This window comes from Bdellovibrio sp. BIS2 (assembly GCF_055398295.1).
Map to the genome: position 1 here is coordinate 2,490,507 of NZ_AP035879.1, position 21,895 is coordinate 2,512,401.

A 21,895-nucleotide genomic window follows, 5' to 3' on the forward strand; every position below is an offset into this window, starting at 1 on the left:
ATGAAACAAGAAAAAATTTATCTGAAAGACTATAAATCCCCTGCCTTCACGGTGGATTCCATTAACCTCGACTTCAATCTGAACGAAGACTTTTGTCGAGTCGTGGCAAAATCCCAGGTTCGTCGCACCCACCCCGGTGAGATGCGTCTGAATGGCGAGGAATTGAAACTGGTTTCCATCAAAATCAACGGCCAGCAATTGAATGCCGACCAATACCAGATCACGGCAGAAGAACTGATTGTTCCGTCAGTTCCCGACAGCTTCACATTGGAAATCGAAACCGAACTGCAACCGCAGAACAACACCTCTCTGGAAGGCCTTTACAAATCCAACGGCATCTTCTGCACCCAGTGCGAAGCTCAAGGATTCAGAAAGATCACTTACTTCTTTGACCGTCCGGATGTGATGACTTCTTATTCCGTGACGATCGAAGCTGACAAAAAGAAATACCCGGTTTTGCTGTCCAACGGAGATCGCATCAAAGTGGAAGACCTGGGTAACGGCCGTCACAAAGCTTACTGGCAGGATCCGCACAAAAAGCCGTGCTACTTGTTTGCATTGGTTGCGGGTGACTTGGGCGTGATCCGCGACACTTTCACAACTGTGAACGGTCGCAAAGTGAATCTGGAAGTATACGCGGCCCACGGCAAGCAGGACCGCTGTCTGCATGCCATGGAATCCCTGCACAAATCCATGAAATGGGACGAAGAGGTCTTCGGCCTTGAATACGACCTGAACGACTACATGATCGTGGCGATTGATGACTTCAACGCCGGCGCGATGGAAAACAAAGGGCTGAACATTTTCAACTCCCGTCTGGTGCTGGCGGATTCTGATTCGGCAACCGATGTGGACTTCCACAACATTGAATCCGTTGTCGCACACGAATACTTCCACAACTACACCGGCAACCGCGTGACTTTGCGTGATTGGTTCCAGTTGTCCCTGAAAGAAGGTCTGACCGTGTTCCGCGATCAGGAATTCTCTGCTGACATGACCGACCGTGGAGTTCAGCGTATCGAGGACGTCGATGCTTTGCGAGCTGGCCAGTTCGCAGAAGACGCGGGTCCGAACGCCCACCCGGTTCGTCCCGAGTCCTGCATGGCGGTTGATAACTTCTTCACCATGACGATCTATGAAAAAGGATCTGAAGTGATCCGCATGATGCAAACGATTGTGGGCCGCAAGGGCTTCCGCAAAGGTATGGATGAATACTTTAAACGCCACGATGGACAAGCCGTGACGACAGAAGACTTTGCGTCTGCGATCGCGACTCCGAACAACAAGGACTTCACTCAGTTCCGCCGCTGGTACAACCAGGCCGGCACTCCGGTGGTTGCTGTTCAGGAAAAATTCGACGCTGAAAAGGGCGAGTTCCATGTGACTTTGGAACAAAGCTGCCCGCCGACTCCGGGCCAGCCGACGAAAGAACCATTCCACATTCCATTGATGATGGGCCTTCTGGACAAATCCGGCAAAGAGTTGCCATTGAACTGCGATAAAATCACAGTGAACTCTGACGGCAAAAACCTGATGGAACTGAAAGAGCGAAAAGAGACTTACGTGTTCACAGGCTTGAAAGAGCGTCCGGTGCTTTCGATTTTGCGTGAATTCTCGGCTCCGGTGAACCTTCGCTGGGAAGCTTCCGAAAACGATCTTTATTTCCTGATGGAAAAAGACACGGATTCCTTCAACCGTCGTGAAATGGCTCAGAAACTGGGGCTTCGTCTGTTCAAAAAGATGATCCAGCAGGCGCGCGCCAAAGAACCGATGACTTTGGATCCTCGTTTCATCAGCACCATGACTTCCATTCTGGAAGATCAGGCGATGGACCCGGCTTTCAAGGCAAAGATGCTGCAACTGCCAAGTTACGCTGTTCTGGCGCAGGAAGAAGCGGTATTGGATGCGGAAGCCTTCTATAAAGCCCGCACAGCTTTGCGCAAAGAGATTGCAACCGTAAACCGCACTCAGTTGCTGAATATCTACAAAAAATTCCATGGCGTTGAGCCAAAAAGCCGTGACCCGAAAGTCTTTGGTCACCGCTCTTTGAAAAATCAGGCCCTGGCTTATCTGGCAGAACTGCACGAACCGGAAATCATGGACATCGTGAACAAGCAGTACTGGGAAGCTCAGAACATGACCGACCGTATGACGGCGATGTCTTTGCTGGCGGATTCAGATTCTGTCCACCGTGAAAAAGTTCTGCAGAACTTCTATGAGGTATGGAAGAACGATTCAGTGGTGATCAACAAATGGTTCACGGCTCAGGCCACCGCTCACCGTCCGCAGACTTTGGAAGACGTCAAAGCATTGACGAAACATCCGGCATTCAACATCACGAACCCGAACAATGTTTATTCCCTGCTTCGTGCATTTGGTGCGAACCTTGTTCGCTTCAACGACCCGAACACCAACGCTTACGAGTTCTATGCCGACAAGATCCTGGAGATCGATCCAAAGAACCCGCAAGTCGCTGCCCGTTTGTGCGCGGCCTTCAACTTCGTTTCCAAGCTGGAACCAGCCATGAAGGAAAAGGCCCTGGCTCAAATCAAACGCATGGTTGCGGTGGAGTCTTTGTCCAAGAACTCTCGCGAACTTTTGCAATCGGCTTTGACCTAGGGTAAACGCACGGGCCCGGGCGAACCTCTGGGAGCCCGCCGCTTCAGAGGGCACGCATCCGTGCTCAGTCGGTGCCGGGGCGCTGCCCCGGTTCGCGCATCCTGCGCCACCGAAGGCCCTCTTCCGGGCGGCCTCCCAGAGGCTCTCCCGGTCCCTTAATCCACACTTGATCAAGCCAATACAAAATTGCGCATAAAAAAAAGGGAGTCGAAAGACTCCCTTTTGCTTTTTTCGTGTTTTTATTTCCCCATCCCCACCCAAGACCAAGGCTGGTCAAAAGGGTTCAGATGCACAAAATGCCAGGGGCATTTTGAGGCGTAGCCCAGGCGGAGGCGGTCCCTCGCAGCGCAGGCGTGCTCCCTGCACGTCGGAGCGAAAAGGCCCGCCGACAACGCAGTCAGATGGGCCCTTTTCACCAGCCGCTAGTATTTGGTTCGGCAGTGTTCAAGGAACTCTTCGCGAGTTTCCATGCGGCTCTTGAAGTGGCCTCTTAGGTCGCTCGTGCTGGTTGTGCTGGAGGTGTCTTCAATGCCTCTCATCATTACGCAGTAGTGTTTTGCGTTGATGTGGACCGCGATGTGTTCGGTGCCCAAGATGTATTGAAGGCAGTCGGCGATTTGTTTTGTCAGACGTTCCTGCACCTGTGGGCGGCGGGAGAAGTACTGCACAATGCGGTTGATCTTGGACAGACCGATGACTTTTTTATTTGGGATGTAAGCCACTGTTGCGAAGCCGTCGATTGGCAGGAAGTGGTGTTCGCAGAAAGACAGGCAACCGATGTTTTGCACCACGATCATTTGATCGTAGTTCATCTTGTTTTCGATGACGGTCATTTTTGGGAACTTCTTGGGATCCAATCCTCCGAAAACTTCGTTCACGTACATTTTGGCAACGCGTTTTGGAGTTTCACGCAAAGAATCGTCATCCAGATCCAAGCCCAGGGTGTTCATGATGTCGGTGAATTTTTCGGTGATACGTTCGATCTTTTCTTCGTTGGTCAGACCGTTGTGGATCATCGGAGTTGGGCGGACATTTTCCAAAATCTGCTTCACGGATGCAGAGACATCCGCAAACTGAGATTCTGGTTTTGCCTTTACACTTTTTTTGCTGGTTTTCTTGGTGGTTTTCTTTGTTGTTTTTGCCATCGTTATTCCCTGCTCGAAAAGCCCACTTATGCCCTAAAATCGGCAGGTTCGCAAAGCTCAAAGGTCTTAAATTATGTTTTTTGTAGATTTTGACTGCCCAGCCATTGGCGCAGCAGGTCTTTCTCTGACGAAGACAGACCGTCAAAATGGATTCTGAGGACTTTGTCCTTCACATCGATGACCTTGGCTTTGCACTGAATATCGTTGATCTCTGACAGCACCAGGGTCAGCACTTGGTCTTTTTTGAAAGACTCCACGCCTTCCGGCACGGAAATGCGAGCTCCGGTATAGGACAGATCCACGGTTTCGCCATTTACTTTGCCGTTCAAAACAACCGGGGTCACCACGACGAAACGATCTCCCGTCGGGGCAAACCAGTTCTGACGACGATCCAGGTAAGGATAACGGAAGAATGAAAACACCGTGCCCACGATAAAGAGCACCAAAAGGCAATCCAGCACCCGTGCGGTGCTGATCGCCGGGTCCACCACGCCAAACCCCTTAAACAGGCTGACCAGCGTGCTGATCACAAAGATTCCACAAAGGATCATCCCCAGGACCCAGGACAGCTTGTGACGGATCATGAGCGTCAATCCGGCGCCAAATACAGACACCCAACCCACCCAGTTCAGCACCGCAACTCCGGTTCTTTGCATCATGATGAGGTCAAGCACAGGCGTGAACATAAGCACAGCGGCAGCCATTTCCACTGCACGAGGACGTTCTAGAGCTGGTGATTTTGTTTCCATGGTAAACTTATCGGCTAGAGCCGAGTCAGGGTATAGATTTTTATTGATTATCTCGCTTCAATCCTTAGAATTTCTCATTGTGAGACACATAAATTTTCAGCACGTCATTTTCATCCTTGCGTCCCTTGTTTTGACCAGTCAGGCAAAGGCCTATCCTGATTTTATCGGGTACAGCTATTCCTCCTGCATCACCTGCCACTATAACGGTCTGGGAGGCGGCGCTTTGAATGACTACGGTCGTGCCCTGTTTGCCACCGAGATCACGTCCCGCCAGGTCTTTCCGAAATCCATGGAAGAAGAGGAAATCGCCGAGATGTCCGGCTTTCTGGGCAAAAAGAAGCTGCCATGGTGGGTGCGCCCGGGTCTGAAATACCGTGGTCTGTGGTTGCAGATGGATCCTGGTGCCAAGGCTTCCACCGAGCGCTACATCAACATGCAGAATGATGTGAATCTGAATTTCTTCCTGGACAAGAAACAGAACTATGCGCTGATCACAACCGTTTCCTACACCGGCGTGGAGCCTTATTACGGGAAAACCAACACCTGGTTCATGCGTGAATACTATCTGCGCTGGAAACAAAGCAACAACTTCTGGCTGTATGTGGGTCAGATGGATAAAGCTTACGGCATCCGCAACGTCGATCACTCGGCGGTCAGCCGTAAAGCCATCACTCTGGGGCAGTTTGACCAGTCTCAAGGAGTGATTGGTCACTTCACCTACCCGGACTGGGACGTGGCTGTGAATGCGTTCTTTGGCAACGCTGCCCAGGAAGATCCGCAAAAACAAAAAGGATTCTCGGTGGCCGGTGAATACCAGGTCTATGAAAAGTTCAAAGTCGGCGCCTCTGTGCTGACTTCCCAAAGTGACCTGCAACAGTGGAATCTGGCGGCCCTGACCACGCGTATGGGGCTTTCCAAAGGCTCTGCGATCATGGGTGAATTTGGTCTGCGCCAGAAAAAGGACAAGATTGCGGATTCTGAAGCCGAGCTGGGAACCTATGCGATCGTGCAAACCATGGTGGAAATCAATCGTGGTTATAATTTCCTGTCGATTCTGGAACACACCAAAGGCGACATTAACAAATCCTCGGCGGAGGCGATGAAATGGAGTCTGGGGGCTTTGATGTTCCCGCTGCCACGCACAGAGTTCCGTGCCATGGCCACCAATGGAAAAACCTATTCGGACACCGGTGGTGTCGATGATGCCTGGGCTCTGCAGGGGCAGATCCATATTTCCTACTAAGGGACGCATATGAAAAAATGGATGCTTGTATTAATCGCCTCTTTACTGACTCAGAGTGTTCTGGCCCAGGAAGAGGCCGAGACCGAAGAAACTCCGGCGGCGGAAGCTGCGCCGGCAACAACCACCGCCAAAAAACCAGCGGTTCGCGCACGTGAAAACTGGGGCTTGAGCCTTTCCACTTTGCAGTGGGATGAAACCCTGCGCGTTCAAGACGGCATCACCAACACCAAGGTGCCTGCCAACTATAATGCCATCACCGTGACCATCATGAAAGAAATCACCTACTATCGCTGGGGCTGGAGCGCTGGTGCCTTCATCGGGGCGGGCCGTTCCAACGGTGGATCTGATGCGGATCCTTATCTTGCAGACAAAGTGGCCTTCACCACTTACGGGATCTCCCCGCGCGTGTTTTACCGTCTGTCCGGACGAATCAATGCCGGTGTGACCGGAATGTTGTTTTATAAAAACATCGACTGGCCGAAAGAAACCAGCACGCAGACCATTGACTCGGGCCGCAGCCTGAACGTCACGGGTATTGCCGACTTGAACATTCGCATGTTTCAGAAGTGGGATTTCTATACCGGGATTGGTCCTTTGACGGAAGGATCCACCCTTTGGAAAATCGGCGTGAACTACCGATTCTAGAAAGACAAAGGCCCCTTTTCAGGGGCCTTTTTTTATTTATTTTACTGGAACAGTCACGGCCAGAGTCACTTCGTCTTCAACACCAACACCCATATAGTTGATGTCCTCGATGCCAAAGTCGCTCAGCTTCAACTTGAATTTCGCTTTCAAAGTCTTGCCTTCCACTTTGTAAACCCCGGAAATGTCCTTTTCAATACCACGGATTTTGATCTTACCCGTGCCCTTGCCGCCCTTACCTTTTGCGGAAAGTAAAACCGCCTCTGGGAACTTTTCTGTCTCCAGATGCTTTTGCGTGTGCTTGTCACGAAGCTCTACGCCGGTTTTCAAGGTTTTCAGATTCACAACAATGTTTTCAGCGGAAACTTCGTCACCGTTCACCACGGCCTGACCTTTGACGTCAGAAGTTTTGCCTTTGAAATCCCCCATCGGATTCAAAACCACATCCAGAACCACACTTTGCGCCATCGCTGCTGTGGAAATACCCATTGTGACAATCAATGCTGCAACAAATTTCATTTGCCCTACCCCTTTTACTTTTGGTGATTGTTTTAAAAACATATTAAATGACTTATTCAATGCTGTTGATCCAGTCAGCCACGGCTTGAACCTCTGCCGCTGACATAGAACCCGACGTCGGCATATTGCGAGTTCCCGGCCCCACTGTGGCCCCTGACAGGCGATAGTAAAGTTTTGATCCCGCCAGATCCTTGGCTTTCACCAGGCCGCGCGAAAGCGCTTTGGTTTCCGTCAGGTTGCGGAAGTCTCCGTAAGAAGAACTATTGTGACAGTTTAGACATTTGGAATCGATAACTGCCTTGGCCGCCAGGAATTTTGGATTTTCTTCCACCACTTCCTTGCCGTCGTTGATCAACGCCGGATCAAAGATCACATTTTCAATCAGATTATTGGTCGCCACATAGCGGGACATCACATTCAGTTCGCCCTTGCTCAGCGCCAGACCGTCAGTGGCTGAGCCGCCATACACAACATACTCGTAGATCTGACCGTTCGTGCCACCGGTCGCCACACTTTTCACGGTGAAGGCGAAGTCTCCGGGAGTTCCGGTTTTTTTAATTTCAGCCGTCTGCACCACGCCGTTCACCTGCAAGGTCATCTCGGTGGGCTTCACACCAAAACCTGCCGCCAGCACCATCTTGCTGCCGCTGCTGGGAAGGTTTACTTCCATATAAGCGATATTGCTGGCATCCGGAGCCGCACGCACCACGCGGATCTTACCCGCAGCGATGTTGATATAAGCATCCTCTTGATTGGCTCCCGCAGACACTGAAAAAACTTTCCCCGTCATGCTGGTATCCAGTGCCACAACGAAGGACAGTTGATCCGCCATAAAAAGGGCTTTGTTGACATAGGAAGGATTGCCGGGCTTGGACCAGAAAGAAAGCTCTGTGGAAGACAAAAGTTTTGGCAGGGATTTTTGATCCAGGGCTTCGCGGGAATCAAAGATCCCCTGTTCATAAAGAACCTGATCCTGCAAAGCAAAGTCGCTGCAATTCTGGAACGCCAGAATCATCGCCAACCCCGCACTGCCGACCGCAACGGTCTTTAAAACCCCTAGCTTCATTCGAACTCCCCCAAAAACATACAAAACTCTTATCGGCACCAAACACGAAGAACCCAAGGCTTCCGTGTTTGGTTTCCTGTCTCAATATGAGACTAGTTTGGCATCCCCAGATCCACCCATTTCTGCACGATGGCCTTCATCTGCGAAGACATCAGACCCGAACGTGGCATCGGTGAGTTCGCGTCATTAATACGCTTGATAATCACACCGGACTTCGCCTTGGAAGCCGCATAATTGCTAAGATCCAGCCCGCCGTCTGCGCCCGCGCCCGAGTGACAGCTCAGACACTGAGTTTTAAACACATTTACTTTTGTATCCGAACCCACGAGCATCGCATAAGTCACGTTTGCCGGAGCTTCATCAACCGGCACCACCACACTGCTTCCGGTTCCACATGTCGCGTTGGACTCGGCTTTTTCAATGGAAGTGAACTGCAGGGCAAACTTATCTGTTGTTTTGGTTGTATTCTGCACCAGAAGCTGGGCATTCCCTACTGGCGCCAGCGCCAGCGGTGTTCCCGGACAAACCACGGCATTAATGCTGCGGTATACAGTCGCCGAATCCAGCATCTTGTCATTTACATAGAAGAACAGACCCTTCACACGATACTTCGCAGTGCCGGTTGTGATGGACATCGTGGGATTGCGAGCCGCATATCCGACTTCAACTCCACCGACTTTTGCAACCTGCAACTCCACCGAAATCTTCAATGGGAACGTCGTGGCTTTGGCGGGCAGGTCTGCTGCCGTGCTGTAATTCCATTCCAGCTTCGTCCAGGTGGCAGGGGTGCCTTTGCTGTTAACGATGGCTGCATTGGATTTATTGGCCGTGATGACGGATTTATCGACGCCGTCATCACCTTTACAGGAAAGATAAGACGTCTGAGCCGCCTGCCATTCCGCCTTCAAGCTTGAAATCGCACCGTTGTGGTGCGCACCTGTGTAAGGGGGATTGTGCGCCGGATTGATCGCATTGTCTGAAATCGCCACGTAACCTTTATCCTTGAACACCTGATAGGACATCAAAGAGTTCTTGGAGGCAAAGGCCGGTGCTTCGTGCTCACCATTGTGGCAGCCCGCGCAGTTGTTTTTCAGGAATGTATAATAACCGGAACCGAACTTGGCATAAAGCTGATCTTCACAGATATCACCTGTGCTCTGCTCACCTTCATCCCCTTCTTCTTCCGTGGATCCACCCGTCAAACCCGAGCTGCCCTGATTGACCAGCTTCACCGTCTGCGTGTCGATCTGAAAACCTTCGCCCAGACTCTGAGCACAGTTTTGGAATGCCACAACCAGGATCAGTCCCCCGGATACAGCCCCCAGAACCTTCAAAGATTGAAGTTTCTTCATTCGCTTCCCCTTAAGCTACGTGAAGTTTAACAACTTTTTCTACGTCGTCCGCCTGCAAGGTGGCCGGCGCCAGTTGTTTGAACATCCCCATCTTGTAATTCAAATTCAAATAGTTCGCCAGAATCGCCGCCGCCACATAGTCCGGACGGGATCCTACCAGCGTGGACGTATCCACACTTTGATCGCTCAGGTAATGACCGATCTGGGTACCACTGGAAGTCACTTTGCCACTTGGATCAAAGGCAATAATGAACTGCAGTGACGACGAATAGTCACTGGACCAGATGCTGGTTGGCGAGTCCGACACTTCGGAGGAACAAGCACCATCAGTTGTGACCATGATAAACAAAGGCTTTTTCATCTGACTGGCAAGTTCCAGCATATTGCCGATCTGCACACCTGCAGCGAAGTCTTTCGCATCCGCCGCCGTACGCACTCCCGGAGCATGATAGTCGTAACCGCCCAAAGTAATGCGCCCGTGCGCGATATTTCCGTTCAGGGCATTGTAAACAACACCTGCCGTAATTGCAGTGGCATTGTTGCTTGCCGTGGAGGTATTGATTTTATAAACATTCTGAACGATCGCATCTTTGCGTGGATCGACACCCGAAGCGCCGCCCGCCGCAATGATATCTCCGGACTTGATACCGGCTTCCTGCAAAGCCACTTTCAAGCCGTCATTTTTCGAGTTCAGTTTTGCCACCTGGGACTTGGTCATCTTGGCAACAAATGAAGCCAGACTGCGTCTTTGATTTGCATTGAACAATTTCGAATCCGCCAAAGTATTTGAATAGTTCAAGGCACCAAACATGTTATCCAGGCTCGCCAACTCCAAAGTGGAATTCGGAGAGGAAAACACCGGGCGAATATTTTCCGCACTGGCGCCCTGATGCACACCCGGTAAAACTTTACCAATCAGACCGGCGCGCTCCAAAGGACCAGACAGATCATAAAAAGGACGAAGAGCCGCCTGACCATTGGTGTCGTTAGCGGTGTCCGTGCACAGAGCGACAAGGCGGGCTTTGCCCAGCGTTGCTGCAGAAGCGACGGACTTGATGCCTTTATGCAACTGGGAGCTGGTGGCAAAATCCGCCCCCATGACTTTTTCAGTGCCGAAGCCGGCCTTACCCAGGCCCAGTTTGTTGTAAGAACTCAGCAGACTGCCGCCTTTGTCTTTTACGACAAAGTTCCCATGAAGAGCAGCGCCACCGCTCAATCCCAGGGTCACAAACGGAATCATCGAAGCATTGTCAGCAGCCTCCGCCTGACTGCCCATCGTCAGGATGGAAGTCACGGCGCCAGGCACGGCCACTCGCGCGGCGAAAGACAGAACGCCTGTCTCAAGCAACTCGCGGCGAGACAGTTTCAGGCTGGAAATGTCGGTCTTTTCATCAAGAACTTTTTTCAGTTTATCGTTTTTCATTTTCCCCCCAAATCCCCGTCGTCCGTTACAGCAAATAAGATTCTGGCACGGACAACATGCCTGAACAGATAAAGATAGCCAGCTTGTCGGTTTCCGCAGCACTCCCCAGTGCCGTGGAATTCAACGTGCTGTAGTACTCATCCACAGCCTGCGTGATGTAAACCAGCTCATCGCTGGAAGGCTTACGCATCCAGAAGCGGTCGATCATCAGAATATAAGTGTTGATGGCACCCATTTTACCGTAAGTACCCGGCCCTTTGGCAAAATCCAGGTACTTAAAGATATCGCGAGGGCCTTTTTTCTCTTTGGTCACCGCTTGCTGACAGACCACGCCCGCCAAAGACGTCGTGGCAATAATGCTAGGTGAATTTACCAGCGTCAGATCATTGGCCGGAACCAGCAGATTGCGACGATAATTGATCTCGGAATTCACGAGCGTCATGTTGATATCCGAACTTTTCAGATTCAGAAGTGACATCATGGATTCCAGCGTTTGCTTTGCATCCACCGGCGCCCCATCGATATCCGACTGGGGCTTGTTGTTGACACTGTTATTGCTGCCATCAACACTGCCACCATTCAAAGTGACTTCCTCAAGACTTGCAAAATCAGTCTGTTGAGCACAGTTTTGAAAGCCCATCGTCACAAACAGGAAAGAGAAGCTCACACCGATCACTGCGCCAATTTTTCTTTTCGCATTCATGGCCTACTCCTCTTTCACCACGCCACAGACAGGGTCCAGGGCGACTTCAGTATAAAGACTTTTTAGATTATAATTGACCGCTTCGAAACGATCCCCCAGGCGAACCAGCGTCGTGTACTGGGTGGATTCAAGTTTTTTCAGGCACACGCTCTCGTAAACGCGTTTGGCCATACACTGACTGAAACGACGGCTTTGAGAAAGCATTTTGCCGAAATCCTTCACTCCCTGGCCGCCACCGGCATTGCTGCCTCTCCAGCCAAAGAACGTGGATTTGCTGCCCAAAACAGCGTTGTTCACGAAGTTATCGCTGCTGACAACAAAACCATAAGGATAGCTGCCTTTGTTCATTTTTGCCGCAACACCCGTGCTGGAATCAAAAGCGTTGCGCGGGAACAAACGCAGTTCTTCACGGGCTTCAAGGTAAGGTGTCACCAGGTTGATCGGAGCCGGCTTGCCTCTGTTGACCAGCTTGCCCAACAGACGGGTTTTTTCCGTATCGGCGGTCTTCGCCGCAGTCAAATACGCATCATAGTGTTCGTACAATACAGACATTTCTTTTTTGTTGTCGAGATTGCAGATCAGGAACAGACGGCGCTGTTCGGCCACATCGGTATTAGCTTTCACCAAATTGTTCAGACAGCCCGCAACATATTGAGTTTTATAGGCATCAACCGCACGGTTCGCCTTCAAGTCCTCCAGGAAGGCGGCTTTTTTTGCACTGAAATCTGCCGCCATTGCATTTGCAATCGCCGGATCGCGAATCGTGCTCAACGTCGGATCCAACTTGCCACGCGCTACGGCCTCGGTGTCCCCGCGTTTCATCAAATAAGCCAGACGTGTCTTGTACCAAGTGGAATTCTCCTGTCTGATCTCCAGATCAGGCAAAATATCCTTTGTTGCCGGGGTAATAAAGTTCGTACTGTAGGTGTTGTATTCCTGCTGGATACCATGCTGATTGAAGAAGTCCCCGTTCATCTGGGAATATGTGCCGGTCGCACCACCCGTGGTGAAATTGGTGTAATCCAGCTTTGCAAAGGCACCACGCATACCATCCATCACGGAATGGCAGCTTTTACAGCTGGTCAGATATTTGTTGTGATCCCCTGCCGGGAAGCGCTCCACATCGCGGCCCACGTATTGGTCAGAAGCCGAAGAATCCGCCGCTTCCGCCATGGACACACACAGGAACTGTTTCAAAGAAAACTCAACGGCACGACGGTTGGTACCACCGCTCAGGTTTCTTTCCGCAAAGGTGCGGGTCGTAAACACACCGGCTGGTTCAGGATTGTTATCCAGACTGACCATCTCATAGTTTTTCTCAGACTGCAGATAAGGCGTGCTCCACGCGGACTTCACCATCTTTTGGCGCGGTTGCTGAACCAGGGATGTCTGCAGATTCATATAAGACGTTTCAATCGGTGTATAGTTGGCCTGATTGAACATGCGGGTTCTTTGATCAGTCTCGTTGGCTACGCCCTTCACGTCATAATAATAATCAGCCGTCAGAATTTCACGGAAATCCTTGCCATCACGAACCACACCAACGATCAACGCCGAGAAGTCGTTGAAAGGCACTTTCACGGATTCATCTTTATTTGAAAGCTTCAAAGACAGATTTTTGATCTGAACATTCAGAAAGTCTGAAGTGCCGGTAATATAGTTCGCTGCACCACGAGTATCCCCGTTCGCAATGAACTCCGCCACTTTCTTCAGTTCGGGCTTGGTGGAAGACACCTTAACGCCGGTCATTCTCTCGTAGAGTTTCTTGGCCTTAAGCATGTCTGACTCTGCAGCATGAGCGTTTATAATAGAAAACGCTGACGCCACGACAACAAGATATTTGTAGCCCCTCATACTCAATTCCCCCTTGAGTGATTACATTATCGTCTAATTTGGGAAAAATTGTGATGCTCCGGACAGAAAAACTTGTCCGGATTTCCCTGTAGAAGACATTGACGATGATTCACAGTGAAACACTTTTGCCCTCTGAAAGGGCGTAAGTATCTGAAGACAGGATCCATGAATCCCTGCATGAGACACTTTTATGCTCCGGAAGGATGAAAACTAAATGTTCCCCAAGAACGAAAAAGCTGATTCCTGCTTCCGCGAATGCATCATTGCGATACACCTAGGCTGTGGACCCATGTTTTTCAGAAGCTTTTTCGCCATTTAGCCGCCCGTCCCCGCCGCCTTGGGGAACATCTTTTCCTTTAGTTCCGTTTCAATTTGTCGATAAAGTCATTATGAGATTTTTGATTGCAACACTATTGATATCATCTTTGGTTTCACCAGCTTGGGCACTTAAAACTGTCGTCGTTAAAGGTGATCGCGCCCTGATCGACATGGAAGGCGAAGACCTTCAGGTTGGCGACAAACTCGGGGCCCGCAATGCTGAAGGCAAGGCCCGCGCCCTGCTTGAAGTAAAACAAATCAAAAATGGCAAAGCTGTTGCGGCAGTCCTCAAAGGACAAATGACGGCGGACCTGACTGTTGCCAAGATCGGCGGGACCAAAGCGGCTTCCACGGCCAAAAGCGCCGCTCCGGAAAAACCCGGCAAAAGCAAATCATCCTGGGGTGTGACTGCAGGTTACGCCATGAATAACATGACGGTGAAACCCAGCTCCAGCTCTTCGGTGGCTTTGAGCGGCAGCAGCATCAATGCTTCTGCATTCTATCAGATGCCACTGGATGGAAACATCAGCGCGCGCATTCTGGGGGGCTATGAAACCCTGAGCGCCAAAGGCAGCTCTTCCACAGTCAGTTGCTCAGGTTCTGATTGTACCGTCGACATCAGCTATCTGGGGGTCGAGGCTTTGGTGCGCTATTCTTACCTTCGCAACACCAAGATGGACGCCTGGGTTGGCGGCGGTCTGGGCTTCCTGTTCGCCATTGGCAAATCCAGTAACGTTTTGGACACCAGCAAAATCAGCACGAATCAAACCATCGTGGGCTCTTTGGGTCTGGACTATCATCTGGATCGCAAAAGCTTTATTCCGGTACAACTGGATTATGCCATGTTCCCGGATAACAACACCTCATCTGCGAATCAGATCATCATCCGCGCAGGATGGGGCTGGCAGTTCTAATGAAGAAGGTCGTCTTCTTCCTCTTGATCGCCTTTATCGCGGTTTCGGCGTACTATAACGACAAAGAAGGCCAGGCCGACTTTGCCTCCACCAGCCGCACATTCACTCCCATTAAACTTCCAGCTTTGCCTAAAAGCGGTTTGAACAGCTTCAACACCGCTGCAGAAGCCTATAACTTTCAGGAATCCCAGCACGAACGAAACGTCTTTCACTGGACACCGGGTTTTCCAGTTTACATTCCTGCTTTTGACAGTCAGAACCGCGCTTACTTGCGTCAGCATGAACGCAGTCAGACCACGGCCTTGACCACGGGTTTTGTCCGCTATGACGGGGGGGGCTGGACTGAACTTGGTTTGGGATCAGATTTTCTGAAGGACCTTTACCCGAAATCCAATGTCGATGAACTGGCCCGAGCCAACCGCCAGGATCTGTTGTGGGACCCCAAGATGGCGGTGTTTGACCGGGACGACATCATGTACACGCCCCTAAGAATCAAAGATGGCGTTGAGAAAAGTTATGTCGTGGCCTACTCCAAAGACTATGGTCGCAGTTGGAAGGCTTTGAATCTTCTGACTGAAAGCGCTTTGCCTGAATGGTATGACCTGGAAAGACCCACTTCGGTGGAAGCCCTGCCCGGTCCTCCGGCATTTTTGTATTATCAAGCCACGGGAAAAGCGCCGGGCTATGAACGCGGTTTTGAATACTGGCAAGGCACCGTCGGCAAACTGACTTTCCAGATGACCCATTTCAAACAAGGCGAACTGGTCAAGGATCTGCCTGTGGTGCTGTCTGAAAATGCCCAGCCCATCGGCTATCGCAGTGGCAGTGGCGTTAAAATCCTGCGTTCCAAAGACAAGTACTTTATCACTTGGCTTGAAGCAACGCTGGATCACAAAATGGAAAAGAACGAGCGTGGCCGAGTGACGAACTCCAAGCCTGACAAAGCCGGTAATCCCTACTCTGCCATCTGGATTGCGGAAGTGGACGTGAAAACGCGCAACTTCAAAAAAACCGAGATCCTGAAAACCTGGCCACTGAATGACAGTCACAATCAGCCGGCCATCGTGCGCAGTCAGGATGGCACTTTGCACGTCATTGGGGGCGCGCATGGCGCTCACTTCACGTATACAAGAAGTTTGAAACCGGATTCTATCGACAGTTGGAGCCCGTCAGAATATGTGAACACCACGGACAGTGGTTACTCTGCGAATTTCAATATCCCGGGCGTTAAGGGTGGCAGCCAAACTTATGCATCTTTGGTGATTGATTCCCAGAACCGCCTGCACTTGGCTTACCGCCTGTGGGCCCATGACAAATCCGTATTTGATTTTGAGTACTTCGGTGCTTTGGCTTATCAGAGTGCAGAGCCTGACAACAGCGGCAAAAAATGGAAATGGTCCGAGCCTAAAATTCTGGTATACCCGAATGCTCAGGAATACACCCATTACTATCAGGTGCTGACAATGGACCGCAAAGGCAACCTGTATCTGGAATACAGCCAGATGCGCCCCTATGCGCCTTATTACTTTAAATCACCCAGTGGTGAGGCCATCAACACCTCCCCGATGCTGAACTCGGCGTTGTTGAAATCAGAGGACCAGGGCAAAAACTGGTTCCTGGTCAATGACAAGGATTTCAAATAAAAAAAGCTCCCCTTCGGGAGCTTTTTCTTTTTCTAACTATTCAAATCTGAATTACTTAATGGACATCAACAATGCAGATGTTTCCGCGATCCATGGAGTGTAAGCATCCACGCGAGTGAAGATGGACATCATGAAGCAGTCCGGAGTCAAAGGAATTGGCAAAGAGTCCCCACGGCTGGCAACACCCATCAAATACAGACGGCCGTCTTTCTGAACATACGCAGGACCACCGGAATCACCACTGCAAATACCTTTGCGAATGGACTGATCCAGCATGATTTCAGTTGTTCCATACAGGGAACGTTTCACTTTCAATTCCGTTGTGCGCAGAGTCCCTGCACCTTTTTTAACACCCCAAGCCCAGTTCAAACCAAAGCCCGCCACCACAACGTTGGAACCTTTCTGCAACTGGTTGAATTCTGTATACAATGGAGCTGGAGCATAACCCGCAGGCAATGCACCTTCAAATCTGACCAAAGCCACGTCGGCCGTGTCTTCCACGCGCTCAGGATTGTAGTCCTTATGCTGAAGAGCTTTTACAGTCTTACGAACCTTCGCAGGATCAAGACCCTTCATTTCCTGACCGAAGAAAACAATCAGCTTGTCAGAATTTGGATCCACGCAGTGAGCTGCCGTCAGAACCAACTGGGGAGCAATCAAAGTCCCCGAGCACAAAGCACCGGCTTTTTCATCGTAAAGACCCACGGTAGAGCGAGCGATGATATCGTTGGCAGAAACTTTGTCGCCACCAATAACATCCTGACCTTGCGCCTGAATTTGACCAGAATTTTGATCCGCACAGGCAGCCAACATCGCAGCCGAAACCATCATCAAAGAAATCTTTTTGAGCATTTGAGCACTCCTTTAAAAGCGCTCCCCTTCTATCAAAAAAAGTCCCGCCGCGCCTCCTATTAAAAGTGTTCCCAGATGTTTTTACCCTACCGTCCTGATTTTTGACAATTTTGGGCCCACCGCCACAACCACAACAGCCCAGATCGCAATGGCTCGCCAAGCGCGGTGGTCCCCACTTTGAAGTATTTCAATCCGTTCAAAGATTTACCCTCCAAAGGATAAGAAAATGAAAATGACTAAGATTGCGGTGCTTTGTCTGATGTTCGGCTCTTCCCTGTCCCAGGCGGCGGGCCTTGATGTTTCCCAGATCCAAAACTGTCTGCATCAGGAACAGTCCCTTTACAGCTCCCAGCATCCCCTGAAAGCTCAGTACCTGCTGCAGGAAGTGGAAGGCTCGGTTCGCGATCTTATCCTGACGACAGCGTCACACCAAGAGCACATCCCCGCCGTGCAAGAGATCCTTAAAACCTCCGACTCTTGCGCTGAGGCCCGCACGCGTGCTTTGAGTTTCGCCAAAGCCAAAGACCTGGCGGCGCTGCCGATGCTGCAAGCCCTGGTCGACAGCAAAAAATCGGATATGGAAGAACTGAAGCTTTGGGATGCCGAAGCCAGAAAGGCATTGAAAGAAGCCTCTTACACTCAGGCAGAAAGCACTTTCCAAGCGGACCGCCACCCTTCTCTGGCGCTCTTCATGGCTTCTGGTGAAACGACTTCCATTCTGGAAGGCTCTTTTGAATTTGCCGCTGACAGCACGATGAAGACTTCTTTGGAAACACTGGCTGGGGCCGATGGCAACGCCGATCTTTTGGAGGCCCGCTTGTCAGAAAGAATCCGCGCAGAAGCGGACCAGAAAATGGAAAAAGCCCTGGCGTTAAGCGCGGGTCTGCTTAAATAAGCTTAAGGCGCCGCTAAAAGGCGCCTGTATCAATTTTGGACACCGGCAGAAGCTTCTGTCCCCTATTAATTGCTTCTGAGGCCGTCTCAAATTGGAATCTGCTTTGCAACTATTGGCTGAGGCCGAAAGGCCCCTAACCATGAGGACGAAAAAATGGTACGTCGGTTTCATACATCCAAGATGCTGATCCCACTTCTGCTGACTTTGCAGAGTCTGAATGCCCATGCTATCACGGACGCCAATCCGCAGATTGCAAACAAGCATCTGATGCCCAATGCTGTGCGCGTGCAAATCACCCCACGCGGGATGAAATACTTCGACAACCGCTTGAGCGAAATCCTGGGTAACGTCGGCGTGAAACTGGATGAGGGCTACTTCCCGGCGATGAGCTACACCGCTGAAAAGCCCATCAATATGGACGACTTCATGGATGCGAATCCTGAAATGGTCAAAATGTACCAGCAGGTGCGCGGTCTATTGACCCGCTGGCTGGTGGGCTTCTCGATGAATGATCACCAACCGACTATTGAAATCGGTGAATCCGGTTACGTGGCCAAATTCTCGCGTTTTGGTCTGGTGACTGATGAAATTCTGATGGAAGCTCTGGGTAAGCGTGATGGCGCCATCCTGGCGATTGAACTTGAAGTCAAAAAACTGACGATCTCTACCAAATCCGTGGTGGCGTGGGACACTCAAAACGAATTCCTGGGTAAAGCCGGTTTTGAAGACGTGACTTTGCAGGCCGCGGATGAGGAAATGCCTCTGAAAATCCGTCTGCCATTCTATCTGCGCATGAACAACCTGGGCGGACTTGAATTTGAAGCTTTGGAGATTTCCAACAACTTTGATTCCATCCCCCTGGGTTTGAAATACGGCCGTCTGATCGTTCCGCAGTTCGCCGTGGAAGTGAACGGCAAGAAATTCTACGTGAACAACGAGGAGCTGGAAAGACTGTTCCAGTCCCAGGCTCCGATGATTCTTGAAAAAGTCCGCGGCAGCATCGGTGACTTTGCCCGCACGCAATTGCCGGCCATGCTGAATCAGAAAGCCAAAGAATTCCTGGGTGGTTCTTTAGAACAGGTTCAGGACATGGCAGCCCCAGGTCAGGAACCGACCGACACCCGTCCCGCTTTCAAGTGGGGCTTGCAGTTGCAAAGCCTGAATCTTAAGAAATCCCTGAATGTGGATCTGACCACCTATGTGGAAGATCCGATCAACGCTCAGAGTGCTCCGGTGAAATCGCACGCTTCCCGTGGGGCTCCGTCTTTCACGGCCGTGACCCAGGAAAACTATGACATTGGTCTGAGCGTGGACCGCGCCCTGATCAACCGCGTTCTGCAACTGGCTTTCGAGCGCAAAAACTTCGAACAGATCAAACAAAGTGATGGTTCCGTTTTGAAACTGGTCGCGACGCCACTGATTGACTATGTAAAAACTCCAGCCGGTGTGGCGGTTAAGCCTACGGAAACCTTCGTTAAATTGAGAGTTTCCGTCGAAATCAAGCCCGGAAGCATGTTCTTGAAAAACACCATCGTGGTGGACTTCGATATCATTGCAAAATTGCGCCAATTGAGTGATAAGACCGGCATGCAGTTGCTGATGTACTCCATCGACACTGACAGCATGTACCTGGATGACAAGTACATATCGACAGCCGGCAAGCTGTTCAAAGGCAAAGTCCGTGAAGGTGTGAAGGACGAGCTGAAAAAACGCAGTGCCAACTGGGCCAAGACGGAAGAAGCCCTTCCAGGCGGCCTGCCACTGCCACCGCAGATTTTGGGAATTAAACTGGATATCAATCGTGTGATGATGGATCCAAATGGTCACCTGATCATGTATCTGGATTACGCGAAAACAGGAGCAAACTAAATGAGATCCCTCAAACTTATTATCATCAATGCTTTGACTCTGATCATCGGTCTGGGCCTTATGAGTGGTTCGGTATCACAAAGAAGTGCAGAAGCTGCACGCTTTGAAACGATCCCGTCCCTTCAGGTCAACAAACTGGGCAACTATCGCGGTCAGTACCTGACGGTTCTTTATGCTGTCGGCTCCCGCCCGTTCATCTCCACCGAGAATTCCTCAATCTCTATTTCTCAGGTGAAAGAGGCGCGCACCGTTTACATTTCTGCTGATTCCATGAGCTTGCCATCAGTGCAGGTTGAAAAAGAGGGCTTCCGTCCTTCTTACAACATCGTGGTGTTTGTCGTGTCCCCGCAAGCCAACTACAGCTGGGTGAATGCCGATGGTTCCGTGCCTCAGGGCATGACCGCCACCGGCAACCGTCTGAGCTCTTTGATCAACGCGATCAACAAAACCGATGTTGATGGTTTCATCTCGGCTCAAGGCGAAGCCGGCACTTTGCAAATCAATCTGGTGAAGTAGTTCTGAACTGTAAAATCAGAAAAAGAAAAAGGCCCTGACTCAGGGCCTTTTTTTATTTTATCCCAAGGACACAGACGCCGCGGCCCTCTGCCCGGTTTCAATCGCCCCTTGCAGGGTTCCGGCAAAACGCAGGCTGGTGTGTTCGCCCGCAAACAGCAATTGTCCGTTCAATTCCGGATCGGCGGCAGCCCCGCGATACTTCATGTACTGACCTGGTTTAAACACCGCCATGGACCCCAAAGACCACTTGCGCTGCTTCCAGTTCACCATCTGATCGCGGCCGTTGAATTTTGTCGGCACTTCGCCATAGAACAAACCCAGGTCCTTCAATGTTTCTTCGGTGGCAGCGGCCCCGGCCTTCAAGCCGGCACTGCCTCCGCGTTGCCAGGTCAGAAGACCTTGCGTGCCAGCCTGAGAACGCCCGGAGTCCCAGATTTTCTCGGTCAGGAAGTCACCGGTGAAGTTCCCAAGATTCGCCGGCGTTGAGCCACTGCGATTTTTCCAGAAGGGGCTGGCAAACGGGATCAGTCCTTTGGAATGCGTCGCGTACTCTTGGGTGCGCACGGCCTCTTTTTTAAGATTGGAAATTTCCAGATCCATAAAGCCCTTCACTTCACGCAGTTTTGAGAACGGAATCGTGCAGATCACACTGCGCGTGCGGAAGGTTTCTTTGCCCTGCGGTCCCTGGAAAGTCAGCTCGAAGGTTTCATTCTCAAAGGACATTTCCACCAGGGCCATGTTCATCTTCACGGAATAGTCCGGAATCACACCGGCCACTCGGGAGGCCAAAGTCTGCATCAGATTGGAAAGCCCGCCTTCCATGCGATAGGTCGTGCGCGCACCCAGCAGCGAGCTGCCTTCGGCGTCCACGGTGGAAAGGAAATGCAAAGAAGACTGGTCTGCCGCATCCACGCCAAAACGACTGACCGCCTGCACTTCGATCAACTGACGAAGCACCGGGTCCACTTCCGAGGACCATGACTCCAGAAGGTCTTTCAAAGACAAAGTGTCATAGTAAGCGGCGCGCTCAAACTGAAAGGCGTTTTTATAACTGAGCACCACATCCTGGTCGCGATACAGATCCAGGCGCACGCGGCGTAAGGGCGCCTGCAGGGTTTTGAGTCGTGGCAGCAGATCCTTCACACGGTACTGTTTGCCATCAAAAGAAAACAGGTGTGCTTCCACATCTGTCGGAGTTTTGATTTCGCGCACGGGCAGATTCAGTTCTTTGGCAAGACTCAGCAACTGCACATGGGAGTTGTCAAAAAACTCGGCCCCCAGTTCGCCCACGGGGCCTGCTTCACCGAACACGGGAACACTTTGCACGCGGCCCCCCACACGTGAGGAGGCCTCAAAGATACGGAAAGGGATTTTCTTCTTTTTCAGTTCAAAAGCTGCAGCCAGGCCGGCCGCTCCGGCCCCCAGAATGACAACTTCACTGCGCAGGTCGCGGGAATCCCCCATGAAGAATCGCTCGGCACTGGCGCAGCCGCCCCATGCCAAAGCCGAAGACCCCAGGGCCGAGATTTTTAAAAACTCGCGACGAGTAAAAGAACTTTTTGCCATCAATCCC

At 51.1% G+C, this 21,895-nt stretch carries 18 protein-coding genes; 8 read left to right on the forward strand and 10 right to left on the reverse strand.

The window, feature by feature from the left end; translation table 11 throughout:
• Nucleotides 1-2,619 carry an aminopeptidase N gene (gene pepN / locus ACZ520_RS11955; RefSeq protein ID WP_374030614.1) on the forward strand — a complete coding sequence of 873 codons (2,619 nt, stop codon included), beginning with the start codon at nucleotides 1-3 and terminating at the stop codon, nucleotides 2,617-2,619.
• A gap of 422 nt (nucleotides 2,620-3,041) precedes the next feature.
• Here the strand turns inward: pepN and folE are convergent, their stop codons facing one another.
• A complete protein-coding gene (gene folE / locus ACZ520_RS11960) occupies nucleotides 3,042-3,770 on the reverse strand; it encodes a GTP cyclohydrolase I FolE (RefSeq protein ID WP_464128416.1) in 729 nt (242 codons plus the stop codon).
• Nucleotides 3,771-3,835: 65 nt separating this feature from the next.
• Nucleotides 3,836-4,513 carry a PilZ domain-containing protein gene (locus tag ACZ520_RS11965; protein ID WP_088564819.1) on the reverse strand — a complete coding sequence of 226 codons (678 nt, stop codon included), beginning with the start codon at nucleotides 4,511-4,513 and terminating at the stop codon, nucleotides 3,836-3,838.
• Nucleotides 4,514-4,592: 79 nt separating this feature from the next.
• On the opposite strand from ACZ520_RS11965, the gene ACZ520_RS11970 reads away from it, so the two are divergent.
• Together ACZ520_RS11970 and ACZ520_RS11975 are read left to right on the forward strand one after the other, a co-directional pair.
• Nucleotides 4,593-5,756, forward strand: a complete 1,164-nt coding sequence (locus ACZ520_RS11970) for a hypothetical protein (RefSeq protein ID WP_232469233.1) — start codon at nucleotides 4,593-4,595, stop codon at nucleotides 5,754-5,756.
• A gap of 9 nt (nucleotides 5,757-5,765) precedes the next feature.
• Nucleotides 5,766-6,401 carry a hypothetical protein gene (locus ACZ520_RS11975; protein WP_088564817.1) on the forward strand — a complete coding sequence of 212 codons (636 nt, stop codon included), beginning with the start codon at nucleotides 5,766-5,768 and terminating at the stop codon, nucleotides 6,399-6,401.
• A 36-nt stretch (nucleotides 6,402-6,437) separates the two neighbouring features.
• Here ACZ520_RS11975 and ACZ520_RS11980 read toward each other — a convergent pair whose 3' ends face one another.
• The 6 genes from ACZ520_RS11980 to ACZ520_RS12005 form a co-directional block, all read right to left on the reverse strand.
• A complete protein-coding gene (locus tag ACZ520_RS11980; protein WP_088564816.1) occupies nucleotides 6,438-6,917 on the reverse strand; it encodes a YceI family protein in 480 nt (159 codons plus the stop codon).
• A gap of 52 nt (nucleotides 6,918-6,969) precedes the next feature.
• Nucleotides 6,970-7,983 carry a hypothetical protein gene (locus ACZ520_RS11985; RefSeq protein WP_374030617.1) on the reverse strand — a complete coding sequence of 338 codons (1,014 nt, stop codon included), beginning with the start codon at nucleotides 7,981-7,983 and terminating at the stop codon, nucleotides 6,970-6,972.
• A gap of 92 nt (nucleotides 7,984-8,075) precedes the next feature.
• Nucleotides 8,076-9,335 carry a hypothetical protein gene (locus ACZ520_RS11990; protein ID WP_464125709.1) on the reverse strand — a complete coding sequence of 420 codons (1,260 nt, stop codon included), beginning with the start codon at nucleotides 9,333-9,335 and terminating at the stop codon, nucleotides 8,076-8,078.
• 10 nt (nucleotides 9,336-9,345) lie between these two features.
• The gene (locus tag ACZ520_RS11995; protein ID WP_088564813.1) at nucleotides 9,346-10,758 is read right to left on the reverse strand and encodes a hypothetical protein; all 1,413 of its coding nucleotides are present in this window, start codon (nucleotides 10,756-10,758) and stop codon (nucleotides 9,346-9,348) included.
• Between the two features lie 25 nt (nucleotides 10,759-10,783).
• On the reverse strand, nucleotides 10,784-11,461 hold the full coding sequence (locus tag ACZ520_RS12000; protein ID WP_088564812.1) for a hypothetical protein: 678 nt from the start codon (nucleotides 11,459-11,461) through the stop codon (nucleotides 10,784-10,786).
• Between the two features lie 3 nt (nucleotides 11,462-11,464).
• Nucleotides 11,465-13,210 carry a hypothetical protein gene (locus tag ACZ520_RS12005; RefSeq protein ID WP_464125713.1) on the reverse strand — a complete coding sequence of 582 codons (1,746 nt, stop codon included), beginning with the start codon at nucleotides 13,208-13,210 and terminating at the stop codon, nucleotides 11,465-11,467.
• Nucleotides 13,211-13,704: 494 nt separating this feature from the next.
• Between ACZ520_RS12005 and ACZ520_RS12010 the strand changes: the two genes are divergently transcribed.
• Together ACZ520_RS12010 and ACZ520_RS12015 are read left to right on the forward strand one after the other, a co-directional pair.
• A complete protein-coding gene (locus ACZ520_RS12010) occupies nucleotides 13,705-14,547 on the forward strand; it encodes a hypothetical protein (protein WP_232469231.1) in 843 nt (280 codons plus the stop codon).
• On the forward strand, nucleotides 14,547-16,190 hold the full coding sequence (locus ACZ520_RS12015) for a BNR-4 repeat-containing protein (RefSeq protein WP_464125716.1): 1,644 nt from the start codon (nucleotides 14,547-14,549) through the stop codon (nucleotides 16,188-16,190). The genes ACZ520_RS12010 and ACZ520_RS12015 overlap by 1 nt, the downstream gene beginning before the upstream one ends.
• A 51-nt stretch (nucleotides 16,191-16,241) precedes the next feature.
• Here the strand turns inward: ACZ520_RS12015 and ACZ520_RS12020 are convergent, their stop codons facing one another.
• Entirely contained in the window at nucleotides 16,242-17,042 is an 801-nt protein-coding gene (locus ACZ520_RS12020; RefSeq protein ID WP_464125719.1) for a S1 family peptidase, read from the reverse strand.
• 226 nt (nucleotides 17,043-17,268) lie between these two features.
• Between ACZ520_RS12020 and ACZ520_RS12025 the strand changes: the two genes are divergently transcribed.
• The 3 genes from ACZ520_RS12025 to ACZ520_RS12035 all read left to right on the forward strand — a co-directional run bounded on the left by ACZ520_RS12025 (nucleotide 17,269) and on the right by ACZ520_RS12035 (nucleotide 20,322).
• Entirely contained in the window at nucleotides 17,269-17,937 is a 669-nt protein-coding gene (locus ACZ520_RS12025) for a hypothetical protein (RefSeq protein WP_464125721.1), read from the forward strand.
• A 153-nt stretch (nucleotides 17,938-18,090) separates the two neighbouring features.
• The gene (locus ACZ520_RS12030) at nucleotides 18,091-19,806 is read left to right on the forward strand and encodes a DUF2785 domain-containing protein (RefSeq protein ID WP_088564808.1); all 1,716 of its coding nucleotides are present in this window, start codon (nucleotides 18,091-18,093) and stop codon (nucleotides 19,804-19,806) included.
• Entirely contained in the window at nucleotides 19,807-20,322 is a 516-nt protein-coding gene (locus tag ACZ520_RS12035; protein WP_088564807.1) for a hypothetical protein, read from the forward strand. It begins immediately after the preceding gene.
• 57 nt (nucleotides 20,323-20,379) lie between these two features.
• On the opposite strand, the gene ACZ520_RS12040 is transcribed toward ACZ520_RS12035, so the two are convergent.
• Entirely contained in the window at nucleotides 20,380-21,888 is a 1,509-nt protein-coding gene (locus ACZ520_RS12040; protein WP_232469230.1) for a flavin monoamine oxidase family protein, read from the reverse strand.
• Nucleotides 21,889-21,895: the final 7 nt, after the last annotated feature.

What these genes read in the sequence shown, in the direction of transcription:
- ACZ520_RS12025 (WP_464125721.1), top strand. Translation starts at nt 17,269, where the DNA reads ATGAAAATGACTAAGATTGCGGTGCTTTGTCTGATGTTCGGCTCTTCC.
- ACZ520_RS12030 (WP_088564808.1), top strand. Translation starts at nt 18,091, where the DNA reads ATGGTACGTCGGTTTCATACATCCAAGATGCTGATCCCACTTCTGCTG.
- ACZ520_RS12040 (WP_232469230.1), bottom strand. Translation starts at nt 21,888, where the DNA reads ATGGCAAAAAGTTCTTTTACTCGTCGCGAGTTTTTAAAAATCTCGGCC.
- ACZ520_RS12005 (WP_464125713.1), bottom strand. Translation starts at nt 13,210, where the DNA reads ATGACCGGCGTTAAGGTGTCTTCCACCAAGCCCGAACTGAAGAAAGTG.
- ACZ520_RS11995 (WP_088564813.1), bottom strand. Translation starts at nt 10,758, where the DNA reads ATGAAAAACGATAAACTGAAAAAAGTTCTTGATGAAAAGACCGACATT.
- ACZ520_RS11990 (WP_464125709.1), bottom strand. Translation starts at nt 9,335, where the DNA reads ATGAAGAAACTTCAATCTTTGAAGGTTCTGGGGGCTGTATCCGGGGGA.
- ACZ520_RS11980 (WP_088564816.1), bottom strand. Translation starts at nt 6,917, where the DNA reads ATGAAATTTGTTGCAGCATTGATTGTCACAATGGGTATTTCCACAGCA.
- ACZ520_RS12035 (WP_088564807.1), top strand. Translation starts at nt 19,807, where the DNA reads ATGAGATCCCTCAAACTTATTATCATCAATGCTTTGACTCTGATCATC.
- ACZ520_RS11975 (WP_088564817.1), top strand. Translation starts at nt 5,766, where the DNA reads ATGAAAAAATGGATGCTTGTATTAATCGCCTCTTTACTGACTCAGAGT.
- ACZ520_RS12020 (WP_464125719.1), bottom strand. Translation starts at nt 17,042, where the DNA reads ATGCTCAAAAAGATTTCTTTGATGATGGTTTCGGCTGCGATGTTGGCT.
- ACZ520_RS11985 (WP_374030617.1), bottom strand. Translation starts at nt 7,983, where the DNA reads ATGAAGCTAGGGGTTTTAAAGACCGTTGCGGTCGGCAGTGCGGGGTTG.
- ACZ520_RS12015 (WP_464125716.1), top strand. Translation starts at nt 14,547, where the DNA reads ATGAAGAAGGTCGTCTTCTTCCTCTTGATCGCCTTTATCGCGGTTTCG.
- ACZ520_RS11965 (WP_088564819.1), bottom strand. Translation starts at nt 4,513, where the DNA reads ATGGAAACAAAATCACCAGCTCTAGAACGTCCTCGTGCAGTGGAAATG.
- ACZ520_RS12000 (WP_088564812.1), bottom strand. Translation starts at nt 11,461, where the DNA reads ATGAATGCGAAAAGAAAAATTGGCGCAGTGATCGGTGTGAGCTTCTCT.
- pepN (WP_374030614.1), top strand. Translation starts at nt 1, where the DNA reads ATGAAACAAGAAAAAATTTATCTGAAAGACTATAAATCCCCTGCCTTC.
- ACZ520_RS12010 (WP_232469231.1), top strand. Translation starts at nt 13,705, where the DNA reads ATGAGATTTTTGATTGCAACACTATTGATATCATCTTTGGTTTCACCA.